Consider the following 25,328-nt stretch of genomic DNA (forward strand, 5'->3'; position numbering starts at 1 on the left):
ATTTGTTCCGCTTTGGCTGTTTCTAGATCGTTATCGTTTCACCGATTTTCGTCAATGCGACCTTCACGCCGGATCCCTCCAGGCCGGCCTGGAATTTCTCAGGCGTCGGATCGATCATCGGAAACGTGCCGAAGTGGCAGGGGACGACCGTGTCGAACTTGAAGAAACGGCGGCAGGCAAGTGCCGCCACCGCGCCGCCCATGGTGAAGCGGTCGCCGATCGGCACGATGCCGATCTTTGGCTCATGCAATTCATTGATCAGCGCCATGTCGGAAAAGATGTCGGTATCGCCCATGTGGTAGAGCGTCCGGTCATCCGGGAAATGCAGCACCAGTCCACCCGGATTGCCGAGATAGACGTTCCTGCCGCCGTCTTCGCCAAACGAGGAGGAGTGCAGCGCCTGGACGAAAGTGGTGGTGAAGCCACCGCAATCGACCGTGCCGCCGATGTTGCCGGGATTGATCTTGCTGCCGTCGGCGCCCTTGCCGACCAGATACATGCAGATCTCGAAATTGGCGACCAACTGGGCGCCGCTTTTGCCGAGCACTTCCAGCGCGCCGCTGATGTGGTCGTTATGTCCGTGTGTCAGCAGGACATGCGTAATCCCTTCGGCCGGCCCTTCCCAGCCGCCCGTCCAGGACGGATTGCCGATCAGATAGGGGTCGATGAGGATCTTGGCGTCGCCGGTTTCGATACGGAAGGCCGAATGGCCGTACCAGGTCAGTTTCATGCAATGCATTCCTCGATTTTTGCCGGGCCAGAGGATAGAACGCCGATGGCCCCGAGATCAAAGGGTATAGTGTCCGCCGCGCCTCCGGAAGGACGCGTGCCGCTGAAAAAGACGAGGGAAAACCGTTGGCTGTCATCACGATTGAGCAATTGCCGGCACGGCTCGCCGATGGCAGGACGCTGGCGGGGCTCGATCTCGGCGACAAGACAATCGGCGTGTCGGTTTCCGACCGGGGATTCGCCTTCGCGCATCCGCGCCCGGTCATCATGCGCAGGAAATTCTCGCTCGATGCCGCCGTGCTTCTGGCCTTGCTAGCGAAGGAGAATGTCGGCGCTGTGGTGATCGGGCTGCCGATCAACATGGATGGGTCGGAAGGTCCGCGTGCGCAGAAATCACGCGCCTTCGTACGCAACATGGCGCAGCTGAGCGACCTGCCCTTCGTGTTCTGGGACGAACGGCTGTCGACGGTGGCGGCCGAAAGGACGCTGATCGAAATGGATTTCTCGCGCGCCAAACGCGCCGGCAAGATCGATTCGGCGGCCGCGCCTTTATTCTGCAGGGAGTTTTGGACCGGCTTCAGTCGCTCGCTGCATCCGTTCGAACGGAACCGGACCCTCCCAGCGCTGTTTAAGCCAGCCGGCGATTTCGCGGCGACGGCGGAACGCCCACAGCGCCATCAGCAGAAATCCGTCGAAGATGCACGTCTTCGCCACCATGCCGGGGATGATCGTCGGATCGATGCCTAGCATCTGGCCATAGAGCTGGAAGAAGAAGTCGTGCATCTGCCGGCTGAGCATCACGTAACCGAAATTCATGTCATTGGCCGACAGATAGAACCATCCCCAGAACAGCGCCATCGGAGCCGCCCAAAATGCGAAGATGTAGCGCATCAGCGGCCTCCCTTCGCTTTAGGGCCGGTCCGGTTGGGGCTGGTCCGGCCTGATATCATGGAGAGCAGCGAATTGTGGGCCGCCGCCTTCGCCATGTTGTGCGCCGTGGCGTGGAAAGCAGCGTCCTCCGACACCGCTGCCGAGCGCCGCTCGGCAAGCATCGCGACATAAGAGACCAGAAGCGCGGCGAGTTGCACAGCGACGACCATGAACAGCCCGTTGATGCCTTGCGCAGCGCCGCCGATCAGGATCATCGACAGCACACCGGAAGCGGAAATGAAGGCGATGCGAACGACGCTGTCGGCGCCCGGGCTGGCCGCATCGTTGATCAGCGTATCGACAAAGGCCCAAAAGAACAGCACCGACACGACCAGCAAGGCGATCGCCAGCGGCGCGACAACGACGATGTTTTCCAGATTGACGAAGCGGGCGCTCTCGACGGTCACACCGAGTACGCCGAGGGCTGCCGTGACACCGCGGTCTCCATCGATGCAGATCAGCGCCAGCAGGGCGAAAACGATCGCCCAGTGCACAGACAGAAAAGAGGTCAATACGTGTCGCATCGTGGTTCCTGCTTCGGCAGGAATGACAGTGGGCTTTGCCGCTCGCCGCCGCAACGGAAACCATTTGTTAAGGTTAACGGCGATCCACAGGGCACGCCATAGTCCCCTCGGATACGTTCGATGCACCCGATCTCGGCTCAGTTCACCGGCGGATAGAGCGTGTCGATGATCATGCGCGCGTCGTGGCGCGAATCGATCATGCCATAAGTGTTGCGCCACTGGCCGGCCAGGCGCGTCTCGACGAAGGCATCGGCGATCCGCCCTGCCCCGAGCCGCCGCAGTTCCGCCGCGGCCGCCGACAACGCCAGCTGTTCGGTCAGCAGGCGTGCCGAGCCCTCGTCGGTCGAAGCCACCTGCATCGCCGCCTTCAGCACGCCGATCGTGCCGCGCCCGCCGGCACCGAGGTCACGGTCGATGCCGGCCAGCACCTCTTCGAATAGGCCCGGCGCCCGGCCAAGCACGCGCAGCACATCGAGCGCCATGACATTGCCCGACCCTTCCCAGATCGCATTGACCGGGGCCTCACGATAATAACGGGCGAGCGGCGCTTCCTCGACATAGCCGTTGCCGCCGAGGCACTCCATCGCCTCGTAGAGCAGCGGCGGCGCGATCTTGCACACCCAGTATTTGACAACCGGCGTCATGGCGCGGGCAAACGCCGCCTCACCGCGATCGCTCGCCGCCTCGTCGAAGGATCGCGCCAGCCGGAACGACAGAGCCGTGGCAGCGGCAACATCGAGCGCCATGTCGGCCAATACCCGCTGCATCAGCGGCTGCTCGATCAAGGTCGAGCCGAACACCTGGCGATGGCGGGCGTGATGAACCGCTTCCGCCAGCCCTGCCCGCATGATCGCCGACGATGCCACGGCGCAATCGAGCCGGGTCAAGGTCACCATGTCCATGATCGTCTTCACGCCGGCGCCGGGTTCGCCGACCATCTCGCCGATGGCGTTGACGAACTCGACCTCGGAAGACGCGTTGGAGCGGTTGCCGAGCTTGTCCTTCAGCCGCTGGAAGCGGAAGCCATTGCCCGAGCCGTCGCCGAGAACGCGCGGTACGAGGAAGCAGGACAGTCCCTCCGGTGCCTGCGCCAGAACGAGGAAGGCGTCCGACATCGGCGCCGACATGAACCATTTGTGCCCGGTCAGGCGATAGAACCCGCTGCCGGCGCGTTCGGCCCTGGTCACATTGGCGCGCACATCCGTGCCGCCCTGTTTCTCGGTCATGCCCATGCCGAGCGTCAGCCCGGTCTTCTCGACCGGCGGCTTCTGGCTCTGGTCGTATTTGCGTGTCGTGACCCGCGGCGCCCATTCACGAAACAGTTTCGGGCTGGCCATCAACGCCGCCAGCGAAGCGCTGGTCATGGTGATGGGGCAAAGATGCCCGGTCTCGAGCTCGGCGGTCAGGTAGAAACGGGCGGCTCGGACCTGGTGGCGGCGGCCGATCTCGGCGTCGCCGTTTTCCCAGACCGAGGAATGCAGCCCGTTGGCCACCGAGCGGCGCATCAAGGCGTGATAGGCAGGATGGAACTCGACCAGGTCGATGCGCCGTCCCTGGCGATCATGCGTCCTGAGTTTCGGCGTCTCGACATTGGCCAGGCGCGCCAGTTCCTGCGCTTCCTGCGTCAGGACAAAACGGCCGAGCCCGTCGAGGTCCTTGCGCACCGGGTCGGAAAACCGTTCGGCAAGCTGGATCAGCAACGGATCGCCTCGCCAGGCGTTGCCGCCCGTCAGCGGCGGCGGCTGGTTCGTCACGTCGTCGGTCACAATTCGTCCTTATCGTCGGAAAGCCACGAATCCGGGGCCATTGGGTAGATATAGCCAAGCGTTGCCGCGCGCGCGACGAAAATACCGGGGAGAACGGCGCCAATCCAAAGCGGGTGCTTGCGGGCGCGAAATCCGCACCCTATAGCAGCGCCTTGAGATGACCGACGCTTCGTCCCTGCCACTCTATCCTCACCGCCATCTTCTGGGCATCAGCGATCTTTCGCCGGCCGACATCGAGCTTTTGCTCGACAGGGCGGATCGGGCCGTCGCGATTTCGCGGCAGTCCGAGAAGAAAACCTCGACGCTGCGCGGGCGCACCCAGATCAACCTCTTCTACGAAGCCTCGACCCGCACGCAGTCCTCGTTCGAGCTGGCCGGAAAGCGGCTCGGCGCCGACGTCATGAACATGTCGGTGGCGAGTTCTTCGGTGAAGAAGGGCGAGACGCTCATCGACACCGCGATGACGCTCAACGCCATGCGGCCCGACATCCTGATCATCCGCCATCAGTCGGCGGGTGCCGCGGCACTTCTGGCCCAAAAGGTCGGCTGCTCCGTCGTCAACGCCGGCGACGGCGCGCATGAACACCCGACGCAGGCGCTGCTTGACGCGCTGACCATCCGCCGCGCCAAGGGTCCGCTGTCGAAGCTGATCGTGGCGATCTGCGGCGACATCCTGCATTCGCGCGTGGCGCGCTCCAACATCATGCTTCTCAACGCGCTTGGTGCACAGGTGCGGGTGGTGGCGCCTTCGACGCTGCTGCCGTCCGGTATCGAGAAAATGGGCGTCATCGTCACCCGCTCGATGGCCGAGGGCCTCAAGGACGCCGACGTGGTGATGATGCTGCGGCTGCAGCGCGAGCGGATGGAAGGCGCCTTCGTGCCTTCGGTGCGCGAATATTTCCGCTATTTCGGCCTCGACGCCGAAAAGCTGAAGGCCGCCAAGGACGACGCGATGGTGATGCATCCCGGCCCGATGAACCGCGGCGTCGAAATCGCCTCGGAAATCGCCGACGGTCCGCAAAGCGTCATCCAGGAACAGGTGGAGATGGGCGTCGCCGTGCGCATGGCGGTGATGGAAGCGCTGCTCGACCCCCGTCGTAATCAAGAGGGCCACAACCAGGAAGGGCGCGGCGCATGAGCATAATGGTCTTTGAACGCGCCCGCATTGTCGACCCCTCGCGCGGCATCGACGAAGTTGGCTCCGTCATTGTCGAGGGCCGCAAGATCGTTGCCGCCGGCAAGGCGGCGCTGAACCAGGGCGCGCCTGAGGGCGCCACCGTTATCGACTGTGCTGGTAAGGCCATCATTCCCGGCCTGATCGACGGCCGCGTCTTCATCGGTGAACCAGGCGGCGAGCATCGCGAAACCATCGCTTCGGCGAGCGTTGCCGCGGCGGCCGGCGGCGTCACCTCCGTCGTCATGATGCCCGACACCGACCCGGTGATCGACAATGTCGCGCTGGTCGAGTTCGTGCTGCGCACCGCCAAGGACACAGCGATCGTCAACGTCTTCCCTGCGGCGGCGATCACCAAGGGGCTCGATGGCCGCGAGATGACTGAGTTCGGCCTGTTGCGCGAGGCCGGCGCCGTTGCCTTCACCGATGGCCGTCACACCATTTCCAACTCACTGGTGATGCGCCGCGCGCTGACCTATGCCCGCGATTTCGGCGCCACCATCGTGCATGAAACGCAGGATGCCGACCTCGGTTCATCCGGCGTCATGAATGAAGGTCTGTACGCCAGCTGGCTTGGCCTCTCCGGCATTCCGCGTGAAGCTGAATCGATCCCGCTCGAGCGCGACCTTGCGTTGGCGCGGCTGACGCGCGGCTCCTATCACGCAGCGAAGATTTCGACGGCGATGGCGGCAAACGCCGTGACGCGCGCGAAAGCCGATGGCGCGGCAGTGACGTCAGGCGTGTCGATCCACAATCTGTCGCTCAATGAAAACGATGTCGGCGAATACCGCACCTTCTTCCGCCTGACGCCGCCGTTGCGCGCCGAGGAAGACCGGCTGGCGATGATCGAGGCAGTCAGGGACGGCACGGTGGACATCATCGTCTCCTCGCACGATCCGCAGGATGTCGACACCAAGCGCCTGCCCTTCGCCGACGCCGCGGCCGGCGCCATCGGCCTCGAAACGCTGCTCGGCGCGGCCTTGCGGCTCTACCACAATGGCGACGTGACCCTGCTGCGACTGGTCGAAACGCTGTCCACCGCGCCGGCAAAGCTGTTCGGCCTGCCCGGCGGCACGCTGAAGCCCGGCGCCATTGCGGACCTTGCACTTGTCGATCTCGATGAGCCCTGGATCGTCAGCGAAAGCGGCATTCGCTCGCGCTCGAAAAACACCTGCTTCGAAGGCGCGCGCCTGCAAGGCAAGGTCTTGCAAACGCTGGTGGCGGGCCGCACAGTATTTTCAGCTTAATCCTGCCGACCAGCCAATCTTCGCAGCACTCTGGTTTCGCGGTACGGTGAACTGTCATCCACCCACTCTTCCGAGAGCCTTTGCCATGAGATCGCATCATCCTTCCTGGCTGCAGTCGATCTGGCGTCGCCTTCGTCCCGCGCCGAAGATCATCGTCACACAGAAGTTCAACCGGAATTCCAGAAGGTGAGTTCCCTGATGCCGCCGGAGGATAGCGGTGCCTGGCTGCTGGAGAGGCTGCGGCAGCAGATCGGATTGAAGACTCTCGCAGCCAGCCGGCTGCTCGACTTCGGCTGCGGCGTCCGGTTCACCCAGGCTATCCTAAATCGCAGGATTCCGATCCAATCCTACACTGGCGTCGACTGCTTCGCGGAGATGATCGACTTCCTGCGCTCCACCGTACGCGATCCCCGTTTCTCCTATGTCCTTCTGGACGCGCACCATCCGCTCTATAACCCGAAAGGGCGCCCACTCTCCAATGAGACGGAACTTCCGCTGCCCTTGCGCGCCTTTGACGTCGTCTCGCTATTTTCTGTGATCACCCACCAGAATCCCGATGACGCGGCGTTCATCTTCACCCTCCTGCGCCGCCACACGGCAACTCAGGGCCGCCTTCTTTTCACTTGCTTTCTGGATGCCGGGATCGCCGAGTTCGAAGACAGGAGCCCGGACAGGAACGGCGGCATGTGCTTTTACAATCCTGATTTCCTTGCCCGTCTGGTTGAGGGCTGCGGTTGGCGAATCGTCCATAGAGCGCCAGGCGAAGGGCCCCTGATCGGTGACTCGTTCGTCATCGCCTTGGCTTGAACGCAAGCCAAGCCGGTGACATAAGAAAATACGGGGGGAAACAATGAATTACGGCATCATCCCAGCACTTGTGTTCGGCTACCTCTTAGGCTCGATTCCCTTCGGGCTGCTGCTGACGCGGGCCGCCGGCCTTGGTGACGTGCGCAAGATCGGCTCGGGCAACATCGGCGCCACCAATGTGCTGCGAACCGGCAACAAGGGCCTGGCCGCCGCGACGCTGCTGCTCGACGCGCTGAAGGGAACCGCCGCCGTTCTGATTGCTGGCCATTTCGCACCAGAAACAGCCGTCTGGGCCGGTCTTGGCGCCTTTCTCGGTCATCTCTTCCCGGTCTGGCTGGGTTTCAAGGGCGGCAAGGGCGTCGCCACCTATCTCGGCGTGCTGATCGGCCTTGCCTGGCAGGTGGCGCTGATTTTCGCCGTCGTCTGGCTGGTGATGGCTTTCCTGTTCCGCTTCTCCTCGCTGGCAGCGCTGACGGCAGCCGTCGTCGTGCCGATTGCTCTGTATTTTATGAGCACACCGCAAATACCCGTCCTGTTCGTGGTGATGAGCATCATCGTCTTCATGAAGCATAGGGCGAACATTTCGCGGCTGCTTGCCGGCACCGAGGGCAAGATCGGAGCCAAGGGATGAGCGAGCCGGCCGCCGGGCCGCGCCTCAGCGACCGGCAGCGGCTGAGCTGGCTGCGGCTGATCCGCACCCAGAATGTCGGCCCCGCTTCCTTTCGCGACCTGATCAACCGCTTCGGGTCCGCCGAGGTGGCGTTGGAAATCCTGCCGGAACTGATGATTTCCGGTGGCGCCAGCCGGATCGCTCGCATTCCCTCCATCGCCGAAGCCGAGGCCGAACTCGAGGCAGCCCGCCGGGCTGGCGCGCGTTTTGTCGGCATCGGGGAACCGGACTATCCGCCTTTGCTGAGAAGCATGGATAATCCGCCGCCACTGCTCGCGGTGAAAGGCAATGCCTCTGTCTTCCGGCTGCCGGGCGTTGCCATCGTCGGCGCCCGCAACGCATCCCTGGCCGGTATCAAGATGGCACGCATGCTGGCGGCCGATCTTGGCGGCGACGGTTATGGCATCGTCTCCGGCCTGGCGCGCGGTATCGACACGGCGGCGCATCAAGGCAGCCTGGCGACCGGCACGATCGGGGTGTTGGCCGGAGGGCTTGATCTGCCCTACCCGCCTGAAAATGCCGGCCTGTGCGCGGAAATCGCCGAGCGTGGCGCTGTCATCTCGGAAATGCCGTTCGGCTGGCAGCCGCGCGCCCAGGATTTTCCGCGGCGCAACCGCCTTGTCGCAGGTGCTGCCCTTGGGCTGGTGGTGGTCGAGGCAGCGCAGCGCTCGGGCTCGCTGATCAGCGCCAGGCTTGCCGGCGAAATGGGCCGGCTGGTCTTTGCCGTTCCTGGCTCGCCGCTGGACCCACGCGCGGCCGGCACCAACGGCCTGCTCAAGGACGGCGCGACGCTGGTCACCGAAGCCTCTGATATTTCAAGAGCGATCGCGCCGCTGACCGGCATGCGGGCGCCTGACGTGCCGCCATTCGACGACCCGCCGGATTTCTCGGCCACGCCGCCACCCGGCGAGAGCGACCGTGCCAAGGTGATCGAAGCGCTCGGTCCGACGCCAGTGCCGGTCGACGAGATCATCCGCCACACCGGCCTGCATCCGGCCCAGGTCTTCATGGTGCTTTTGGAACTCGACCTTGCCGGCCGGCTCGAACGCCATGCCGGCGGCAATGTCTCGCTGGTTTTCGGGGAAAGCTAACCGCAGCTCAATGGCGTTTGGGGTCCTTCTCCCCGATCTCGGCGTAGTCCGGTGTGTTGGCTCCAAACAAATCCTTCTCGACAGCCTTGCGCCAGACTGCATCGGCGTCCTCGGGACGCAACGGCTCAACTGCCGTCTTGGCATCACCGCTATGCGGCTCGGAGCGTCGCCGAAGCCAGGCGGGCATGATTTCCCGGATGAGGCTGGTCAGTTGGATCATTGCAAACTCCTTCCATGCGCGTGAATGGCTTGGGTGCAATCCGGTTCATTTGGCCATTGCGGCCAGCGTGGCCGCGGTCTCGCGTCTACTCATCCCGTCCAGCCAGGCCAAGGCCGCATCCACGCCGGCCAGCGCAAAAGGTGCCGCTGTCGATCCGTATGGCTTTATGCGAACCGAGATGCCGTCCAATTCGTTGACGACCTCGAACCCGTTCTCGTCTGACGTATCGTCACCGAGGAACACCGGGCGCCGTCCCCTGAAAGCCGGAATTTGCATGAAGCGTCGGATCGCTGCTCCCTTCGCCGCCTCCAGCGGCATCAGTTCCACGCCGGCGTTGCCCGCCAAGACCCGATAGCCTGCGGGCAACCTGTCCAGTGCCTGTTCGACCAACTCCGTCGCGCGCTGCAACAAATGCGGCGCCGCGCGTGTATGAATGGCCAGGATCGGTCCCTTGCGTTCGATATAGACATCCGCATTGTCCAGTTCCGTCGCGATTTCGTCGGCAAGTGCGGCAATGTCAGCCGGTTCGACGGCGGCTTCGACCGCACCATCGCGCGCCAGCCTGTGCTCGAGGCCATAAAGCCCGGCGGCGCGCAATCTGAGAGGTTGGAAGAGATGGTCGACGGCGGCGATCGACCGTCCGGTGATGAACGCAAGCGCTCCGTCCAATTGCGATTCAAGCCGTGTCAACAGCATGCGCAACTCCTCACTGACGACCACCGCATCGGGATGCGCGGCATGTTCGAGAAGCGTGCCATCGATATCGAGGAACAGGGTCCATGGCCCTTGCGGGACAACGGGTTCCGGCGGGTTTGGCAATATCGACATCACAGCGCCGCCACGCGTCTGCGATCGAGCAGCGATATAACGTTGGCAGGGGCCGCTGGAGAAGCACCCACGGCACGATCGACCGCGTCACGCTTGCGCAAGCGCGCGGCATCGAGAAGCATGCTGCCCGCCCACCTGTAGACATTGTTTTCGCGCACGATCTCGCGCATGCGTCGCATGCGCTGGCGTTGCTCCTCCTCGGACATGGTCAAGGCCTGCAGCAAGGCGTCGCCCATCATTGCCGCGTCATAGGGATTGACGATCAGGGCTTCCAGCAGCTCCTTCGAGGCTCCGGCGAACATGCTGAGCAGCAGCACACCCTGTTCATCCTCGCGCGCCGCGACAAACTCCTTGGCAACCAGGTTCATGCCGTCATGCAGGCTGGTGACCATGCAGACGTCGGCGGCACGGTAGATTTCGTAGACCTGCAGCTGCGAGTGATGTTCCGTCACCATCAGGACGGGGGTGTAGCCTTCGCGGCCATAGCGCTGGTTGAGATCCTCGGCATGGAGCAGGCACTCCTCGTACAATTGTTGATAGGCAGGCAGAGTGCCGCGGCTGGGCGCCGCGATCTGCAAGAGCGCCACCTTGCCGATCCATTCCGGGTGAAGCGTCAGCAGTTCATCGAGTGCGTTGAAGCGATCGAGGATGCCCTTGGTGTAGTCGAGACGCTCAACGCCCACGCACAGCTTGACATGTTCGGCCAGGCCGAATTTCTCGCGAACCTGCCGACGGCATTGCGCGACATCTGGCAGTTTGTCCAGGTGCGGCGGCGACCACTCGATTGAAATCGGATAGGCGTGCACCAGGCTGATCTCGCCGCCATAGGAAATGGCCGAATCCTCGCGCTCGATCCTGCTTTCCAGGAAACGGTCGACGCTGTCGATGAAGTTGTTGCAATGGAACTGGGTGTGGAAGCCGACGATCGAACTGCCGAGCAGGCCCTCGAGAATCTTCTCGCGCCACGGGCAGATGCTGAACACTTCCGAATTCGGCCATGGAATGTGCCAGAAGGTGATGATGATCGCCTCCGGCAGGCGCTCGCGGATCATCCGCGGCAACAGCGCGAAATGGTAATCCTGGACCAGCACGATCGGCCGCTCGTTACGTGCTTCCGCGACAACGGTGTCGGCGAATTTGCGATTGACCGCCTCATAGGCTTCCCAATCCGAGGCGCGGAATATCGGCCGGGTGAAGGCGATATGGCAAAGCGGCCACAGGCCCTCATTGGCAAAGCCGAGATAATAACCTTGCTGCTCCTCCTCGCTCAGCCAGACGCGGCGCAGCGTGTAGGAAGGATTGTCAGGCGGCACCTCGATCCGGTCGTTCTTGTCGACCACCAGCGCGTCGGCCGAACCGCCGCCATAGGCGATCCACGTGCCCGCACAGGCGCGCGTGATCGGCTCCAGGGCGGAGACGAGCCCGCTGGCGGGTACGACCAGCTGGATGTCGTCGCCCTCGCGGTTGTGGATGTACGGCTCACGATTTGAAACGACGATCACCTGGGCATCGGGCAATTCGGTTGCCAGGATGTGACGCAGCGTTTCGGGTGACCATTGCACCAGCGCGGCAACGGCCGACTGACCGTTCTTCTCGAATTCCGGCAGTGAGCTGTGAGCGGGGCTGGCCCCCACGGCGGCAATCCGCGCGCCCCTGCGCGCCCGCACCACCATCGTCACCAGCGCGATGACCAGGACGCCGACAGCTGCAAGGGTGAAGAGCCATAATGCGAATGAAGGAACAACCAGATACGAACTGTCGTCGGACATTGAAACCGATTACCTTTCAATGGGATACCGCAGCGTCTTCGTTGACTGGGAGTTCCGGCACCCATAGTCTGGTGGTCCAACGCCTGTGGTGCGGGATGGTTCCGATTTTTCAGCTCCTGACCACCAGAGGCACCAGCCCCTCATGCGGTTCGGCAAGGAAGGCGCCGACACGGTCCCCGACGCGCTGGAATGTCAGGTCCACCGACGCCTGCCCTACCGAAAGATGGCGAATGACGAGGCTATCGATGCCGATAGGCAGGCGCGGCCGGGTCACATGGATCTCGCCTGTCCAGCCATCGATCTGAAGGCCGAGGCACGATTGCATGAGCATGAAGGCCGAGCCGGCGGACCAGGCTTGCGGCAGGCAAGCCACCGGATAGGCAATCGGTGCTTCGCCGGCCGCGCGCGTGAAGCCGCAAAACAGTTCGGGCAGCCGCATGTTGAAATGAACGGCGGATCCGAAGGTTCCACTCATCAGCCGCACCACGCTGTCGCGGTTGCCGTATCGCGCCAGTCCGGTGGCGCAGATCGCGGTGTCGTGCGGCCAGATGGACCCGTTGTGATAGGACATCGGATTGAAGAAGACCGCGTCGTCCGCCAGCGTCCGCAGTCCCCAGCCGGAATGGAACGAAGCCGACAGCAGTTGGTCGGCGACCATGCGCGCCCGGTCCGGACTGGGAAGGCCGACATAAAGCAGGTGACCGGCATTGGATGTGCGCACCTTGCAGGGTTGGCCTTCGCCGTCCAGTGCCAGCGCATAATAGCCGAGGTCTTCGATCCAGAAATGGCGCTCGACTTTTTGGCGAATGGCGTCGGCGCGTATTTCCCAGCTCTCCGACCGCTCCGTTTCGCCGCGCAGCCGCGCCAGTTTCGCCAGGCCCTGGAACGCCGCGAAGACATAGCCCTGCACCTCGACCAGGGCGATCGGCCCCTTCGGAATGCGGCCATCAGCGTGAAAGACGGAATCGAAACTGTCCTTCCAGCCCTGGTTGGCAAGGCCGGATTCCGCAGCGCGCTGGTAGGTGAGGAACCCCGTCGAACGGCTCGCCGTTTCGATCCACTCGGCCGCGGCGCACAGCGATGGCCACAGCGTATCGATAAAGGCTATGTCCCCCGTGCGGTCCGCATAGGCGCAGGCAAGATGGATATAGAGCGGCGTCGTGTCGACACCGCCGTAGTAGCGGCCGAACGGCAACTCGCTGAGTGCCACCATCTCGCCCTTGCGGGTCTCGTGCATGATCTTGCCGGGTTCGGAATCGCTGAAAGGCGAGGTCTCGGTCGCCTGGTGCTGGGCGAGAAACGCCAGCACGCCCCGCGCCAGACCAGGATTGAGCCAGAGCATCTGCAAGGCTGAAATCACCCCGTCCCGGCCGAAGGCGGTGGAGAACCAGGGAATGCCGGCATAGGGATAGGGCCCGGTCGGCAGTTCGGTCGTGAGCAGCGCGACATCGGCGCGCGCCCGCGCCATCCAGTCGTTGAAAACGCGGCCAGAACTGTGCAGCGTCGCACCATGCCGTCGCTTGGCGCGCATGCCGAAACGAGCACGGGCGGCAGCAGCACGAAACCGCTGGCTTTCGGGGCGATCGTCGGTCTCGTTGCCGACTTCCACGTACAGCGTCTGACTGCTGCGCTTGGTGACGGCGATGACGAAATCCGCCCGCTCAGAGGTCAGGTGATCGGGCGTCTGCGAAAATGAAATCGCGGATGTGCGCACCACCTTGTCCAGGCCTTCGTAGCGAAGCACAACCGCGCTCTGGGCAATCACAGCCGTATGGGCCGTTCCACGCTTCGAGCGGGTCGAGCCGCGGACCTCGAACATGTCGCGAAAATCGGCGGCAAAACGCAGCGACAGCAGGATCGTCGAATGCTCCCGGCTGTAGTTGGACAGCGTTATGCGCTCATAAAGCCTTTCCTCCCACAGCAACCTGACGCGCTCGATATGAATAGCGCCTTGCGGTATCTGGCGGCCAGCGGCGCTCTCAATCGGCAGATTGGTCAGGTTGGTGGTGAACAGCACATTGTCCTGGCTGAGCGACGCACCCAGCAACGATGTCGACCGCCCACCGACGGTCAGGCGGAATTCGGAAAGCACGCGCGTGTCGTCGCGAAAGAACCCGTCCCCGACGCCGCGTATATCGCCATAGGCGTCGGCGACGACAAAGCAGTCGCCATGCTTGAGGGCGAAGAGCCTGTGCGGTTCCCGCGGCGCCGTCTCATCGAGAGACGCCAGTGCGATCGCCGGATCGAGCGTGCGCTCGTCAAGTGGGCTGATGGTCAATAGGCCTGTCCCTGTTCATTCTGAAAGGCACTTCCGTTATGAGGCCTTGACGTGACCGCCGGCGTCGACCAGCTCTGCATAAGCGGCGGCGTAATCCTGCCCCATCCTGCGGGCTGAAAAGCGCCGCTCGAACACCGCCCTGACACGCCGTCTGTCGAGTTGCAGGAGAGCCGGCATGGAGGCAACGGCATCCTCTATGGTCTCGACGACGAAACCGGTCACGCCGTGATCGACGATCTCCGGCATGGCGCCGCAACTCCAGGCCATCACAGGCGTCCCGCACGCCATCGCCTCGATCACGGCAAGGCCGAACGGCTCCGGCCAATCGATCGGGAAAAGCAGGGCGGCTGCGTTCCCGAGAAACGCCGTCTTCTGCTGCTCATTGATCTCGCCGACATATTCGATCTGTTCGCCATCGATCAGCGGTTGGACGACTTCCTCGAAATAGGCGCGATCGTCCTCACCGATCTTGGCCGCGAGCTTGAGTTTCAAGCCGGTGCGGCGGGCGATCTCGATCGCCCTGTCCGGTCGCTTGTCTCGCGACATCCTGCCGAGAAAGGCAAGATAGCCGCCATCGGAGCCCGCCTCGAAATCGGGCTCGTAGAGATTGACGGGCAGCCCGTGATGGATTGTCGCCAGCCAGTTCGCGGAGGCAAGCCGTGCCCGCTGGCTGCGGGATATGGAAATCATCGGGAAGCGCGGGAACCGGTCATAGGCTTGTGCGAGATCCGCGTAATCCAACCGGCCATGCGGCGTCGTCACCGTGCGCTGCGGCATGTCGCGGAAGAACGGAAAATGCAGGAAATGGCTGAGATGGAAGTGAATGACGTCGAAATCGTCGGCCCGTTTCCTCACCTCGTCGAGCATCGAAAGATGCGCCGCGATCTCGGATTTCAGCGGACGCGGATCGAGACGCAGCGCCCGCTCGCGGCATGGCACGAGTTTGGCGGAGGTTTTCGTGTCGCCGCTGGCGAACAACGTCACCTCGTGGCCAAGGTCGACGAGCGCCTCGGTCAGGTAGGAAATAATGCGCTCGGTGCCGCCGTAGAGCCTTGGCGGCACGGATTCGTACAGTGGCGCGACATGGGCAATCTTCATGGCCCGGCCTTCCCTCAATGAGCTGGTGATAGGAGCGAAATGCTTCAGGCGCAGTATCGTTCCGGCCTGATTGCCAGATACGCCGAATGGTCGAAGAGCGTTTGATGTCCGACCTGGCCGCCCTATGTCCTTTTGGCTTGCCGAAATTTGCACTCTGCTGATGGAGGCTTAGGTGCAGGAACCGAATGATGTGCAGGAACCGAGGCATATCGCAGCCCGACGCCTGAGCATGATCATCGAACAATATGTCGAGGCCGGAAAACGGCGTTATGACTTTGTGTCGACGGATCAGGCCGCCAGGGTGATCCGCAAGATGCTGAAACCCGCGGACCCTGCCCTCCCTGACCGCAAGCTCGACGATATGGTCGCAGCGCTCGCCGTCAAGAACGGTTTGGCGGTCGTCTTCGATCGCGGCGTCAGGGCACCGACCGAGGGCACCGAGGCCGACCTGAGCACAAAGGAACCTCCCATGCGAGCACCAACGGAGACCCCGGATGTTGCCGGCGCGGTGGATGCCATTCTGGGCACTCAGACCGCCCCGCTTTCCCAAACCACTCCGCTATCAATGAGCGCGGTGATCTCGCTGCTGCGCCAACGCACAGGCACCAAGCGGTCTGACGCGGATCTGGAAGGCCTGATCGCGAAGAAGGCCGCCGTTCTGGACGTGCATCTGTCGAGGGGGGACTAACGGCCGCTGCGCGTGGCAAAGGTTCACGAACCTTCAGCTTTTCGCCATTGGGTAACGGTTCGCTCATAGGAAAAGCCCGCCACGGGAGCGACCCGCGGCGGGCTTTTGAAGTGGCTACATCCCTAAGGAATCGACCGCTGTATTTGTATTGTGCACCGCGTGATTGCCTTAGCCTATGGTGTGATCGCGGAAGTCTTGGCTCAAAGGCTCCCGCCCGTCTCGCTTCTGAATTGCCTCTCCCGGAAACGCTTCCCCACTCGAGACGACGTCGTCAAAAACCATTTTGTTGACCCGACATGCTCGACCCAGCGCCGCCAGTTTCGGTCTCGAACGATATTGCGTGATTTCAACTCGAAAATTGGTGAGCGCGATGGGATTCGAACCCATGACCTACTGATTAAAAGTCAGTTGCTCTACCGGCTGAGCTACGCGCTCCCGTGGGCGCGAAAAGGCGGCCCTCGAAATTGCGCGGAACATAGGGAGAGTGCCTCGACCGGTCAACCGGAAAAAGCGCGTGCGCGGGCCATACTTTTCAAGCACTGCCACCATGCCTGCCTGCCCGCTTCGGTCACGAGCGCTACGCTCCTCGCGAAGCAATAGCGCTGCCTCTCGTCGACACCGGTCACAGGCCGGAGAAATATTACAAATCAGCAACTTGGGATTTGGCGAGGAACCTTCCCGCATATCGCCCGTTGTCTCGCCACAAGGGACGTCAATCACCCTTTCGAAGGAGAAGACAGTGAACAAGATCGTATCGGGTATACTGGCGACCACTTTGTCAGTTTCATTCGCTGCAGCGGCCATGCCGGCCAATGCTGCTCAGATGTTTGTGCCCCAGGCATCAGGGACTTCGTCAGATATCGTGAATGTCGGCGAGTCTCGCTACGACCAGTGGCGTCATGGCAATCGTCATTTCAATGGCAATCGCAATTTTGGCAACCGCAATTTCAACGGCAATCGTAGCTTTGCGCGAAACAATGACGGCGGCGGCTACTGGAACGGCCATCGCGGCTATCGCGACTATCATCGCGGCTATCGCCGTCACGGCGACTATTGGTTCCCGCTGGCAGCGTTCGCGACTGGTGCGCTGATCACCGGTGCGATCATCAACAGCGAGAACAATCGCGTCTACGAAGGCAACTCGCATGTCCAGTGGTGCTACGACCGTTATCGCAGCTACCGCGCTTCGGACAACACCTTCCAGCCGAACTACGGTCCGCGGCAGGAGTGCCGCTCGCCTTACTGATCCAAGGTTGAGTGTCAGTAGATGAGTATGAGTAAGGGACCCGCGTCGGAACGGCGCGGGCCTTTTCCGTATGACTTTCAGCATCCCGATCAGCGGAATGAAGTTTCCAGTCAGTTCGCCCAGTCTACGCGTTTGAGGATCAGATAAAGGCCACCCCCTTCCCCGCGCGGAGAGCGGTAAGCGCCGAGTGCGTCGCATATCCGCACCATCGCCGCCGTCAGGTCCCAACCCAGTGCTTCCAGGTCGTCTTTCGTGTCGGTCACATAGGCCTGCTGAAGTTCGGCGATATCGTTCTCCTCGCCGAAGGAACGAACCCGCTTTGCGTCGCCGAGAAGTTCGCCAGGCAAGTTTGAATTCGACCAGGCCCAGAGCCAATTGCCAGCTTTCGCGCTCGTCGAACCAGCAATCTGAATCTCGGCAACGACCTTGACGGTACCATTGTCCGAAAACAGGAGCCTGCCGGTCGTCAGGTCGTAGTCATAGCGCGGCCAGTGACCGAGGCGGAACTCCTTCTCCAAAATGGCATTCTTGGCGGTTAGCTGTTCAAAAGCCTCGTCGCGCCAAGCAGGATACCAGTCTGGCTGCATGTCCCCCACCTTCAGCTCGTTCTGTGGTGACCGTTATGGCACGCTCAGCGTCCTGCGCACAGCATCGCGCCAGCCTGCCAGCTTGGCGGACCGCGTGGCGATATCCATCTCCGGCTTGAACCGCCGCTCGAGCGCCCAGCTCTTGGCGAACTCCTTCGCCTTCGGCCACACTCCGGCTTTCGAGCCGGCGAGCCAGGCCGCACCCAGCGCGGTCGTCTCGAGGATGGTCGGGCGGTCAACCGGCGCGTCGAGTATGTCGGCGAGCCGCTGCATGGTCCAATCCGACGCCACCATGCCGCCGTCGACCCTCAGCACAGTTTTCGCCGAAGTGCCCTTCCAGTCCTTGCGCATGGCGTCGAGCAGGTCACGGGTCTGATAGGCGACGGCTTCGAGTGCGGCGCGGGCAAATTCTGCCGGTCCGGAATTGCGGGTTAGCCCAAAAATCGCGCCCCGTGCCTCTGCATCCCAATGCGGGGCGCCGAGACCGACAAAGGCCGGTACCAGATAGACGTTCTGCGTCGGGTCGGCCTCGGCAGCCAGTTGCCCGCTATGCTCGGCCTTGCCGATCACCTTGATGCCATCGCGCAGCCATTGCACGGCAGCCCCTGCGATGAAGATCGAGCCTTCCAGCGCATAGGTTGTCTTGCCGTTCAGCCGATAGGCTATGGTGGTCAAAAGCCGGTTCTTCGACCGGACTAGGTCGCTTCCGGTGTTGAGCAGCGCGAAACAGCCGGTGCCGTAGGTGGATTTCATCATGCCTGGCTCGAAGCAGGCCTGGCCGATGGTCGCGGCATGCTGGTCGCCCGCGACACCGAGGATTTTTATCTCGGCGCCGAAGAGATTTTTCTCGGTCACTCCATAATCATCGGCGCAGTCTTTCACCTGCGGCAGCATTTTTGCCGGGATGTCGAGAATGGCCAAAAGCTCGTCGTCCCAGGCATTTTCCGCGATGTTGTAGACCAGCGTGCGCGAGGCGTTGGTGGCGTCGGTGGCGTGGACCTTGCCGCCGGTCAGCCGCCAGATCAGAAAACTGTCGATGGTGCCGGCCAGCAATTCGCCCTTCTCGGCGCGTTTCCTGGCGCCCTTCACCTTGTCGAGCATCCAGGCGATCTTGGTGCCGGAGAAGTAGGGATCGAGCAGCAAGCCTGTCTTGCGCGTGAATTTCTTCTCCAGGCCCTGCTTCTTCAGTTTCTGGCAGAGCGGCGCGGTACGGCGGTCCTGCCAGACGATGGCGTTGTGGATCGGCTTGCCCGTCGCTCTGTCCCAGATCACAACGGTCTCACGCTGGTTGGTGATGCCGATCGCCGCGACATCAGACGCTTCGCTGCCAGCATTCTTCAGAGCGGCCTTGACTGTGGCGATGACACTTGCCCAGATCTCTTCCGGATCGTGCTCGACCCAGCCGGAGGCCGGATAGTGCTGGGTGAATTCCTGCTGGCCGCTGCCGACGACTTTCATCTGGCCGTCGAACAGGATCGCCCGGGTCGACGTCGTTCCCTGGTCGATTGCCAGCACAAAACCGTTCATCCCAACGTCCTCCGCCTCGATACAAAGAAGGGAGACGGCAACGCGCCGCCTCCCCCAGTTTCACACGGGCGCGAACGCCCGCATAGACAGTTACTTCTGCCAGCTCTTCACCAGCTCGTCATAGTTGATGGTGATCGGCTTGTCCTTCTCCTTCTCGAGCTTCAGCTGAGGCGCCAGATTGCCGCCCTTGACCGCGTCGGCGTTCCAGTAGGCAAGGTCATGCTCTTCGGCCATCTTCGGTCCGATGTCGCCCTGGACACCGGATTTCTCGATACGGGCCATGACTTTTTCCTGATCGGCGCAGAGCGAATCCATGGCTTCCTGCGGTGTCTTGGCACCCGAGGATGCGTCACCGATGTTCTGCCACCAGAGCTGCGCCAGCTTCGGATAGTCCGGCACGTTTGTACCGGTCGGCGTCCACTGCACACGGGCCGGCGAGCGATAAAACTCGATCAGACCGCCGAGCTTCGGCGCACGTTCGGTAAAGCTCTTGTCATGGATGGTGGAGTCGCGAATGAAGGTCAGGCCAACCTGGCTCTTCTTCACGTCGACGGTCTTCGAGGTGACGAACTGCGCATAAAGCCACGCGGCCTTGGCGCGGTCGGTCGGCGTCGACTTCATCAGCGTCCAGGAACCGACGTCCTGATAGCCGAGCTTCATGCCGTCCTTCCAGTATGAGCCGTGCGGCGACGGCGCCATGCGCCACTTCGGCGTGCCGTCGTCGTTCATGACCGGCAGGCCGGGCTTGACCATGTCGGCGGTGAACGCGGTGTACCAGAAGATCTGCTGGGCAACATTGCCTTGCGACGGCACGGGGCCGGATTCGGAGAAGGTCATGCCCTGGGCTTCCGGCGGCGCATAGGCTTTCAGCCAATCAAGATACTTCTGGATGGCGTAGACCGATGCTGGTCCATTGGTGTCGCCGCCGCGCGCGGTGCACGAGCCGACAGGCCGCGAATTCGCATCGACCTTGATACCCCATTCATCGACCGGCACACCGTTCGGCAGGCCCTTGTCGCCATTGCCGGCCATCGACAGCCAGGCGTCGGTGAACCGCCAGCCGAGCGACGGATCCTTCTTGCCGTAGTCCATGTGGCCATAGACCTTCTTGCCGTTGACGTCGCGGCCGGTGAAGAATTCGGCAATGTCCTCATAGGCCGACCAGTTGACCGGCACGCCGAGATCGTAGCCGTACTTGGCCTTGAAGTCGGCCTTGTTCTTCTCATCGTTGAACCAGTCGTAACGGAACCAGTAGAGGTTCGCGAACTGCTGGTCGGGCAGCTGGTAGAGCTTCTTGTCCGGCGCGGTGGTGAACTTGGTGCCGATGAAGTCGTCGACGTCGAGCATCGGATCGGTAACATCCTTGCCTTCGCCCGCCATCCAGTCGGTCAGGTTGCGCACCTGCTGGTAGCGCCAGTGAGTGCCGATCAGATCCGAATCGTTGACCCAGCCGTCATAGATGTTCTGGCCGGTCTGCATCTGGGTCTGGATCTTTTCGACGACGTCGCCTTCCTGGATGACGTCATGCGTGACCTTGATGCCGGTGATGGCGGTGAAGGCCGGTGCCAGCACCTCTGACTCATACTTGTGGGTCGTCAGGGTTTCCGAGACCACCTTGATGTCCATGCCGGCGAAGGGCTTGGCCGCGTCGATAAACCACTGCATCTGCTTTTCCTGGTCGGCACGGGAAAGCGTCGACACACCGCCTATCTCCTTGTCCAGAAAGGCTTTTGCCTCATCCATCCCGGCATAGGCATTGCCTACGCCGAGCAACAGGACAAGGGCCGTTGTTGATGTTAAAAATTGCCGTCGCATGTGTTTCCTCCACTGTTTCAGGTTTCAAGTGCGATCTGGAGCGGCGGCCGGCACGCTGCCGCTCCAACAGTTTCCCCCTCTATACGTAACGGAACACGCCGATGGCGTAGACCACGGAGAGAGCGAGAGCCCACCAGAGGCTCGGTCCGACAAGACCCAGCCAAGCGAGATGGATAAAGGCGCTGCCGAGCAGCGACAGGAACAGGCGGTCGCCGCGCGTCGTCTCGAAGCGCAGCAGGCCGACGCGCGGATTGCCGCCCGGCGAGGCGTATTCCCAGGCGCCCATGCCGACCAGCAGCAGAGCGATGACGCCAAAAAAAGCGGCCGTCGGCCAGGTCCATGCCATCCAGGAGAAGTCGAAGTTCATGATCATACCCTCCCTAGGGCGAAGCCCTTGGCGATGTAGTTGCGCACGAACCAGATGACGAGCGCGCCGGGGATCAGCGTCAAGACGCCGGCAGCGGCGAGAAGTCCCCAATCCATGCCCGACGCCGAAACCGTTCGGGTCATGGTGGCGGCAATCGGCTTGGCATCTGTCGTCGTCAGCGTGCGGGCGATCAACAGCTCGACCCAGGAGAACATGAAGCAGAAGAAGCAGGCGACGCCGATGCCGCTGGCGATCAGCGGCATGAAGATCTTGACGAAGAAGCGCGGGAACGAATAGCCGTCGATATAGGCGGTTTCGTCGATCTCCTTCGGCACGCCCGACATGAAGCCTTCGAGGATCCACACTGCCAACGGCACGTTGAACAGGCAGTGGGCGAGCGCCACCGCTATGTGCGTGTCGATCAGGCCGAAGGCCGAGTAGAGCTGGAAGAACGGCAGCGCGAACACCGCTGGCGGCGCCATGCGGTTGGTCAGCAGCCAGAAGAATAGATGCTTGTCGCCAAGGAAGCGGTAGCGCGAGAAGGCGTAAGCCGCCGGCAGCGCCACCGACACCGAAATCACCATGTTCATCACGACATAGGTGATCGAATTGATATAGCCTGAGTACCAGACCTTCTCGGTGAAGATCGTATAGTAGTTGGCCAGCGTCGGCGCATGCGGGTAGAGCGTCAGCGAGTTGACGATCTCCGCATTGGTCTTGAAGCTCATATTGATGAGCCAGTAGATCGGCAGCAGAAGGACAATGATGTAGAGCGTCGGCACGATCCACCACCAGCGCGATTCCTCGCCGCGCCGGCGCATGCGCTTGTCGAGGTCGCTCTGCGACAGCGAACTGGCCAGGCCTTCCGCGGCGGCGGACCCGTTCATCGCATTGCGCTCGGTTCGTTCATTGGCGCCAGCCATCTCAGCGCTCCGCGTCGTAATTGGTCATCACGGTGTAGAACACCCATGACAACAACAGGATGATGAGGAAGTAGACCAGCGACATGGCGGCAGCCGGGCCAAGGTCGAACTGGCCGAGCGCCGTCTTGACGAGGTCGATCGACAGGAATGTCGTCGAGTTGCCCGGACCGCCGCCGGTGACGACGAAGGGTTCGGTGTAGATCATGAAACTATCCATGAAGCGCAGCAGCACGGCGATCAAAAGCACGCGCTGCATCTTCGGCAGCTGGATGTAGCGAAACACCGCCCAACGCGAGGCACCGTCGATCTTGGCCGCCTGGTAGAAGGCATCGGGGATCGAGACCAGCCCGGCGTAGCAGAGCAGCACGACGAGGCTGGTCCAGTGCCAGACGTCCATGACGATGATCGTCACCCAGGCATCGAACGGATCCTGCACGTAATTGTAGTCGATGCCGATCGCGTTGAGGTAATAACCCAGCAGGCCGATGTCGTTGCGTCCAAACACCTGCCAGATGGTGCCGACGACGTTCCACGGGATCAGCAGCGGCAGTGACATCAGCACCAGGCAGACCGGCACGCCCCAACCCTTCTTCGGCATGTTGAGCGCGATGAAGATGCCGAGCGGCACCTCGATCGCCAGGATGATGAAGGAAAAGATCAGGTTGCGGACCATCGCTTCCCAGAAGCGGTTGGACGACAGCAGTTCCTCGAACCATTCGGTTCCGGCCCAGGTGAAGACATTGTTGCCGAACGTGTCCTGCACCGAATAGTTGACGACCGTCATCAGCGGGATGACGGCAGTGAAGGCCACCAGCACCAGCACCGGCAGCACGAGGAACCAGGCCTTGTTGTTCCAGGTCTTGTCCATCTATGCCCCCATCTCGACACGCCAGGAATTGGCATAGATGTTGATGCCGGCTGGATCGAACCGCACCTTCGGTTCTGCTGGAACCGTCTCGTCCTCGCCGATGATGGCCGCGATCTCGCGGCCCTCCAGTCTGGCCCGCACCACCTTGTGGCGGCCGACATCCTCGACCTTGCTGATCGAAACGGCCATTCCGTCGCGGCCGAGCCGCACATATTCGGGACGAATGCCGAGCTCGACGGTGCCGCTGCCGGCTTTGGGCGCGCCCGGCAATTCGATCCGCTGCGAGCCGAGCGTCGCCGTCTTGCCGTCGATCGCCACCGGCATGACATTCATGCCGGGTGAGCCGATAAAATAGCCGACGAAGGTGTGGCGCGGCCGCTCGAACAGTTCCGCCGGCGTGCCGATCTGGACGATGCCGCCGTCATACATGACGACGACCTGATCGGCGAAGGTGAGCGCTTCGGTCTGGTCGTGGGTGACATAGACCATGGTGTAGCCGAAGCGGCGATGAAGCTGCTTCAGCTGCGAACGCAGCACCCACTTCATATGCGGGTCGATGACGGTCAGCGGCTCGTCGAACAGGATGGCGTTGACATCCGAGCGTACCAGCCCGCGGCCGAGCGATATCTTCTGTTTCTGGTCGGCGGTCAGGCCCCTCGCCTTCTTCCTGGCCCAGGACGCCAGGTCGATCATCTCCAGCGTCTCGCGCACCTTGCGGTCGACATCGGCCTCCGGCACGCCGCGGTTGCGCAGCGGGAAGGCCAGATTGTCGTAGACGGTCATGGTGTCGTAGATGACCGGGAACTGGAACACCTGCGCGATGTTGCGTTCCTGCGTCGACAGGTTGGTGATGTCCCTGCCGTTGAACAGCAACTGGCCGTGCGAGGGATGCAGCAGTCCCGAAATGATGTTGAGCAGCGTGGTCTTGCCGCAGCCGGACGGACCGAGAAGCGCATAGGCACCGCCATCCTCGAACGTATGATGCACTTCCCGCAGCGCGAAATCGGCATCCTTCTGCGGGTTCGGCAGGTAGGAATGCCTGACATGGTTGACGTCGATACGCGCCATATCGCCCTCCTCAAGCCGCCAGCTTCGGCGCGGTCACGGCGCGGCCGTGCTCGTCGAAGACCATGATGTGACGCGGATCGATGAACACCTCGACCACTTCGTCGGTTTCGAAATCGCGGATGCCGTGGGTCAGCATGACCCAGCGCACATCGGCGAAGTCGAGATGGATGAAGCTTTCCGATCCGGTGATCTCGGTGATGGTCACCTTGGCCCGCACCGGCACAGCCAAGGCGTTGGGCCGGTCGAGCGACAGATGATGCGGCTGGAAGCCGATCGTGTAGTTGCCGTCGGCAATGCCGACGAGTTCGGGCGGCACCGGCAGCTTCACCCCGCCTTCGAGCAGGAAGTCGGCGCCCTTCTTGGCCAGCACGATGGTATTGAGCGGCGGATCGGCGAAGGTCCTGGCCGTCACCAGATCGACCGGCTTGCGGAACACATCGATGGTCGGCCCGAACTGGGTGATACGGCCTTCCGACAGCGTTGCCGTGTTGCCGCCGAGCAGCAGCGCCTCATGCGGCTCGGTGGTGGCATAGACGAAGATGGTGCCAGCGGCGGCAAAGATCCTCGGCAGTTCGGCCCGCAATTCCTCGCGCAATTTATAGTCGAGATTGGCCAGCGGCTCGTCGAGCAGCACCAGACTGGCATTCTTGACGATCGCGCGCGCCAGCGCGGTGCGCTGCTGCTGGCCGCCCGACAGGCTGAGCGGCGTGCGGTCGAGATAGGGTGTCAGCTTGAGCAGTGCCGCGGCTTCACGCACCTGACTGTCGATCTTGGCCTGCTCGACGCCGGCGACCCTGAGCGGCGAAGCGATGTTCTCATAGACGGTCATCGCCGGATAGTTGATGAACTGCTGGTAGACCATGGCGATCTTGCGCTTTTGCACCGGCGTGCCGGTAACGTTCTGGCCGTCGAACCAGACCGAGCCGGAGGTCGGCACATCGAGGCCGGCCATCAGCCGCATCAGGCTGGTCTTGCCAGAAAGCGTCGGCCCAAGCAGAACGTTGAGCGAGCCATGCTGAAGCGTCAGCGACACGTCGCGAATGTGCGCGACCGCACCGACCGTCTTGGTGACGTTCCTCAGTTCCAGCATGACGCCTCCTCCCAGGCT

Annotated in this window: 24 protein-coding genes, 1 tRNA gene and 1 pseudogene; 8 read left to right on the plus strand and 18 right to left on the minus strand. The window is 62.4% G+C overall.

The genetic code is table 11. The features are described 5' to 3' along the window. Positions 1-22: 22 nt before the first annotated feature. Positions 23-730, minus strand: coding sequence for a metal-dependent hydrolase (locus tag HB778_RS32550; protein ID WP_183459848.1), 708 nt, complete (start codon positions 728-730; stop codon positions 23-25). Between the two features lie 125 nt (positions 731-855). Here HB778_RS32550 and ruvX point away from each other — a divergent pair. Then, a pseudogene (gene ruvX, locus HB778_RS32555) lies at positions 856-1,361 on the plus strand (Holliday junction resolvase RuvX). Here ruvX and HB778_RS32560 read toward each other — a convergent pair. From HB778_RS32560 to HB778_RS32570, 3 genes are all read right to left on the minus strand, one after another. Further along, on the minus strand, positions 1,279-1,620 hold the full coding sequence (locus tag HB778_RS32560) for a DUF6105 family protein (RefSeq protein WP_183459850.1): 342 nt from the start codon (positions 1,618-1,620) through the stop codon (positions 1,279-1,281). The pseudogene ruvX and the gene HB778_RS32560 sit on opposite strands and share 83 nt — an antisense overlap. Continuing rightward, the gene (locus HB778_RS32565) at positions 1,620-2,183 is read right to left on the minus strand and encodes a hypothetical protein (protein WP_183459852.1); all 564 of its coding nucleotides are present in this window, start codon (positions 2,181-2,183) and stop codon (positions 1,620-1,622) included. The genes HB778_RS32560 and HB778_RS32565 overlap by 1 nt, the downstream gene beginning before the upstream one ends. A gap of 137 nt (positions 2,184-2,320) precedes the next feature. After that, positions 2,321-3,949, minus strand: a complete 1,629-nt coding sequence (locus HB778_RS32570; RefSeq protein WP_032930346.1) for a DNA alkylation response protein — start codon at positions 3,947-3,949, stop codon at positions 2,321-2,323. 157 nt (positions 3,950-4,106) lie between these two features. On the opposite strand from HB778_RS32570, the gene HB778_RS32575 reads away from it, so the two are divergent. The 5 genes from HB778_RS32575 (at position 4,107) to dprA (ending at position 8,938) form a co-directional block, all read left to right on the plus strand. Beyond that, positions 4,107-5,087, plus strand: a complete 981-nt coding sequence (locus HB778_RS32575; protein WP_183459854.1) for an aspartate carbamoyltransferase catalytic subunit — start codon at positions 4,107-4,109, stop codon at positions 5,085-5,087. Continuing rightward, a complete protein-coding gene (locus HB778_RS32580; RefSeq protein ID WP_183459855.1) occupies positions 5,084-6,370 on the plus strand; it encodes a dihydroorotase in 1,287 nt (428 codons plus the stop codon). Before HB778_RS32575 ends, HB778_RS32580 begins: the two co-directional genes overlap by 4 nt. A gap of 198 nt (positions 6,371-6,568) precedes the next feature. Beyond that, positions 6,569-7,177 (plus strand): class I SAM-dependent methyltransferase, encoded by a 609-nt coding sequence (locus HB778_RS32585; protein WP_210308058.1) that lies wholly within the window; start codon positions 6,569-6,571, stop codon positions 7,175-7,177. A 43-nt stretch (positions 7,178-7,220) separates the two neighbouring features. After that, a complete protein-coding gene (gene plsY, locus HB778_RS32590; RefSeq protein WP_183459857.1) occupies positions 7,221-7,808 on the plus strand; it encodes a glycerol-3-phosphate 1-O-acyltransferase PlsY in 588 nt (195 codons plus the stop codon). Beyond that, positions 7,805-8,938 carry a DNA-processing protein DprA gene (gene dprA, locus HB778_RS32595; protein WP_183459860.1) on the plus strand — a complete coding sequence of 378 codons (1,134 nt, stop codon included), beginning with the start codon at positions 7,805-7,807 and terminating at the stop codon, positions 8,936-8,938. Before plsY ends, dprA begins: the two co-directional genes overlap by 4 nt. A gap of 7 nt (positions 8,939-8,945) precedes the next feature. Here dprA and HB778_RS32600 read toward each other — a convergent pair whose 3' ends face one another. The 5 genes from HB778_RS32600 to HB778_RS32620 form a co-directional block, all read right to left on the minus strand. Beyond that, complete coding sequence (locus HB778_RS32600; RefSeq protein WP_183459861.1) at positions 8,946-9,158, minus strand: hypothetical protein; 213 nt, start codon at positions 9,156-9,158, stop codon at positions 8,946-8,948. A 45-nt stretch (positions 9,159-9,203) separates the two neighbouring features. After that, complete coding sequence (otsB, locus tag HB778_RS32605) at positions 9,204-9,986, minus strand: trehalose-phosphatase (protein WP_183459862.1); 783 nt, start codon at positions 9,984-9,986, stop codon at positions 9,204-9,206. Beyond that, a complete protein-coding gene (locus HB778_RS32610; RefSeq protein WP_183459863.1) occupies positions 9,986-11,755 on the minus strand; it encodes an alpha,alpha-trehalose-phosphate synthase (UDP-forming) in 1,770 nt (589 codons plus the stop codon). The genes otsB and HB778_RS32610 overlap by 1 nt, the downstream gene beginning before the upstream one ends. Positions 11,756-11,864: 109 nt before the next feature. After that, positions 11,865-14,027 (minus strand): amylo-alpha-1,6-glucosidase, encoded by a 2,163-nt coding sequence (locus HB778_RS32615; RefSeq protein ID WP_183465305.1) that lies wholly within the window; start codon positions 14,025-14,027, stop codon positions 11,865-11,867. Between the two features lie 42 nt (positions 14,028-14,069). Continuing rightward, positions 14,070-15,131: a glycosyltransferase family 4 protein gene (locus HB778_RS32620; protein ID WP_183459864.1), complete on the minus strand. Its 1,062-nt coding sequence runs from the start codon at positions 15,129-15,131 to the stop codon at positions 14,070-14,072. Positions 15,132-15,303: 172 nt separating this feature from the next. Between HB778_RS32620 and HB778_RS32625 the strand changes: the two genes are divergently transcribed. Beyond that, on the plus strand, positions 15,304-15,819 hold the full coding sequence (locus tag HB778_RS32625; protein ID WP_244661723.1) for a hypothetical protein: 516 nt from the start codon (positions 15,304-15,306) through the stop codon (positions 15,817-15,819). A 359-nt stretch (positions 15,820-16,178) separates the two neighbouring features. Here HB778_RS32625 and HB778_RS32630 read toward each other — a convergent pair. Then, positions 16,179-16,254, minus strand: a tRNA-Lys gene (locus HB778_RS32630). 304 nt (positions 16,255-16,558) lie between these two features. On the opposite strand from HB778_RS32630, the gene HB778_RS32635 reads away from it, so the two are divergent. Then, complete coding sequence (locus HB778_RS32635; RefSeq protein ID WP_183459865.1) at positions 16,559-17,065, plus strand: BA14K family protein; 507 nt, start codon at positions 16,559-16,561, stop codon at positions 17,063-17,065. Positions 17,066-17,175: 110 nt separating this feature from the next. On the opposite strand, the gene HB778_RS32640 is transcribed toward HB778_RS32635, so the two are convergent. The 8 genes from HB778_RS32640 to HB778_RS32675 form a co-directional block, all read right to left on the minus strand. After that, positions 17,176-17,652 carry a DUF6882 domain-containing protein gene (locus HB778_RS32640; RefSeq protein WP_183459867.1) on the minus strand — a complete coding sequence of 159 codons (477 nt, stop codon included), beginning with the start codon at positions 17,650-17,652 and terminating at the stop codon, positions 17,176-17,178. Between the two features lie 33 nt (positions 17,653-17,685). Further along, positions 17,686-19,179: a glycerol kinase GlpK gene (gene glpK, locus HB778_RS32645; RefSeq protein ID WP_183459869.1), complete on the minus strand. Its 1,494-nt coding sequence runs from the start codon at positions 19,177-19,179 to the stop codon at positions 17,686-17,688. A gap of 90 nt (positions 19,180-19,269) precedes the next feature. Further along, positions 19,270-20,994, minus strand: coding sequence for an ABC transporter substrate-binding protein (locus tag HB778_RS32650; protein ID WP_095200117.1), 1,725 nt, complete (start codon positions 20,992-20,994; stop codon positions 19,270-19,272). Between the two features lie 79 nt (positions 20,995-21,073). Continuing rightward, positions 21,074-21,361, minus strand: coding sequence for a DUF2160 domain-containing protein (locus tag HB778_RS32655; RefSeq protein WP_432421219.1), 288 nt, complete (start codon positions 21,359-21,361; stop codon positions 21,074-21,076). 2 nt (positions 21,362-21,363) lie between these two features. After that, positions 21,364-22,284: a carbohydrate ABC transporter permease gene (locus tag HB778_RS32660; protein WP_183459872.1), complete on the minus strand. Its 921-nt coding sequence runs from the start codon at positions 22,282-22,284 to the stop codon at positions 21,364-21,366. Position 22,285: 1 nt separating this feature from the next. Next, positions 22,286-23,152: a carbohydrate ABC transporter permease gene (locus HB778_RS32665; RefSeq protein WP_183459874.1), complete on the minus strand. Its 867-nt coding sequence runs from the start codon at positions 23,150-23,152 to the stop codon at positions 22,286-22,288. Next, positions 23,153-24,220 carry an ABC transporter ATP-binding protein gene (locus HB778_RS32670; protein ID WP_183459876.1) on the minus strand — a complete coding sequence of 356 codons (1,068 nt, stop codon included), beginning with the start codon at positions 24,218-24,220 and terminating at the stop codon, positions 23,153-23,155. Between the two features lie 10 nt (positions 24,221-24,230). After that, positions 24,231-25,310 carry an ABC transporter ATP-binding protein gene (locus HB778_RS32675; RefSeq protein WP_183459878.1) on the minus strand — a complete coding sequence of 360 codons (1,080 nt, stop codon included), beginning with the start codon at positions 25,308-25,310 and terminating at the stop codon, positions 24,231-24,233. Between the last annotated feature and the right edge of the window lie 18 nt (positions 25,311-25,328).

Origin of the sequence: Mesorhizobium huakuii (assembly GCF_014189455.1) — a bacterium.
Classification (GTDB): domain Bacteria; phylum Pseudomonadota; class Alphaproteobacteria; order Rhizobiales; family Rhizobiaceae; genus Mesorhizobium; species Mesorhizobium huakuii_A.

Bases quoted from the DNA above. Each gene is read 5' to 3' on its own strand.
- HB778_RS32550 (WP_183459848.1), bottom strand. From the start codon at position 730: ATGAAACTGACCTGGTACGGCCATTCGGCCTTCCGTATCGAAACCGGC.
- HB778_RS32560 (WP_183459850.1), bottom strand. From the start codon at position 1,620: ATGCGCTACATCTTCGCATTTTGGGCGGCTCCGATGGCGCTGTTCTGG.
- HB778_RS32565 (WP_183459852.1), bottom strand. From the start codon at position 2,183: ATGCGACACGTATTGACCTCTTTTCTGTCTGTGCACTGGGCGATCGTT.
- HB778_RS32575 (WP_183459854.1), top strand. From the start codon at position 4,107: ATGACCGACGCTTCGTCCCTGCCACTCTATCCTCACCGCCATCTTCTG.
- HB778_RS32580 (WP_183459855.1), top strand. From the start codon at position 5,084: ATGAGCATAATGGTCTTTGAACGCGCCCGCATTGTCGACCCCTCGCGC.
- HB778_RS32585 (WP_210308058.1), top strand. From the start codon at position 6,569: ATGCCGCCGGAGGATAGCGGTGCCTGGCTGCTGGAGAGGCTGCGGCAG.
- plsY (WP_183459857.1), top strand. From the start codon at position 7,221: ATGAATTACGGCATCATCCCAGCACTTGTGTTCGGCTACCTCTTAGGC.
- dprA (WP_183459860.1), top strand. From the start codon at position 7,805: ATGAGCGAGCCGGCCGCCGGGCCGCGCCTCAGCGACCGGCAGCGGCTG.
- HB778_RS32600 (WP_183459861.1), bottom strand. From the start codon at position 9,158: ATGATCCAACTGACCAGCCTCATCCGGGAAATCATGCCCGCCTGGCTT.
- otsB (WP_183459862.1), bottom strand. From the start codon at position 9,986: ATGTCGATATTGCCAAACCCGCCGGAACCCGTTGTCCCGCAAGGGCCA.
- HB778_RS32610 (WP_183459863.1), bottom strand. From the start codon at position 11,755: ATGTCCGACGACAGTTCGTATCTGGTTGTTCCTTCATTCGCATTATGG.
- HB778_RS32620 (WP_183459864.1), bottom strand. From the start codon at position 15,131: ATGAAGATTGCCCATGTCGCGCCACTGTACGAATCCGTGCCGCCAAGG.
- HB778_RS32640 (WP_183459867.1), bottom strand. From the start codon at position 17,652: ATGCAGCCAGACTGGTATCCTGCTTGGCGCGACGAGGCTTTTGAACAG.
- glpK (WP_183459869.1), bottom strand. From the start codon at position 19,179: ATGAACGGTTTTGTGCTGGCAATCGACCAGGGAACGACGTCGACCCGG.
- HB778_RS32650 (WP_095200117.1), bottom strand. From the start codon at position 20,994: ATGCGACGGCAATTTTTAACATCAACAACGGCCCTTGTCCTGTTGCTC.
- HB778_RS32655 (WP_432421219.1), bottom strand. From the start codon at position 21,361: ATGAACTTCGACTTCTCCTGGATGGCATGGACCTGGCCGACGGCCGCT.
- HB778_RS32660 (WP_183459872.1), bottom strand. From the start codon at position 22,284: ATGGCTGGCGCCAATGAACGAACCGAGCGCAATGCGATGAACGGGTCC.
- HB778_RS32665 (WP_183459874.1), bottom strand. From the start codon at position 23,152: ATGGACAAGACCTGGAACAACAAGGCCTGGTTCCTCGTGCTGCCGGTG.
- HB778_RS32670 (WP_183459876.1), bottom strand. From the start codon at position 24,220: ATGGCGCGTATCGACGTCAACCATGTCAGGCATTCCTACCTGCCGAAC.
- HB778_RS32675 (WP_183459878.1), bottom strand. From the start codon at position 25,310: ATGCTGGAACTGAGGAACGTCACCAAGACGGTCGGTGCGGTCGCGCAC.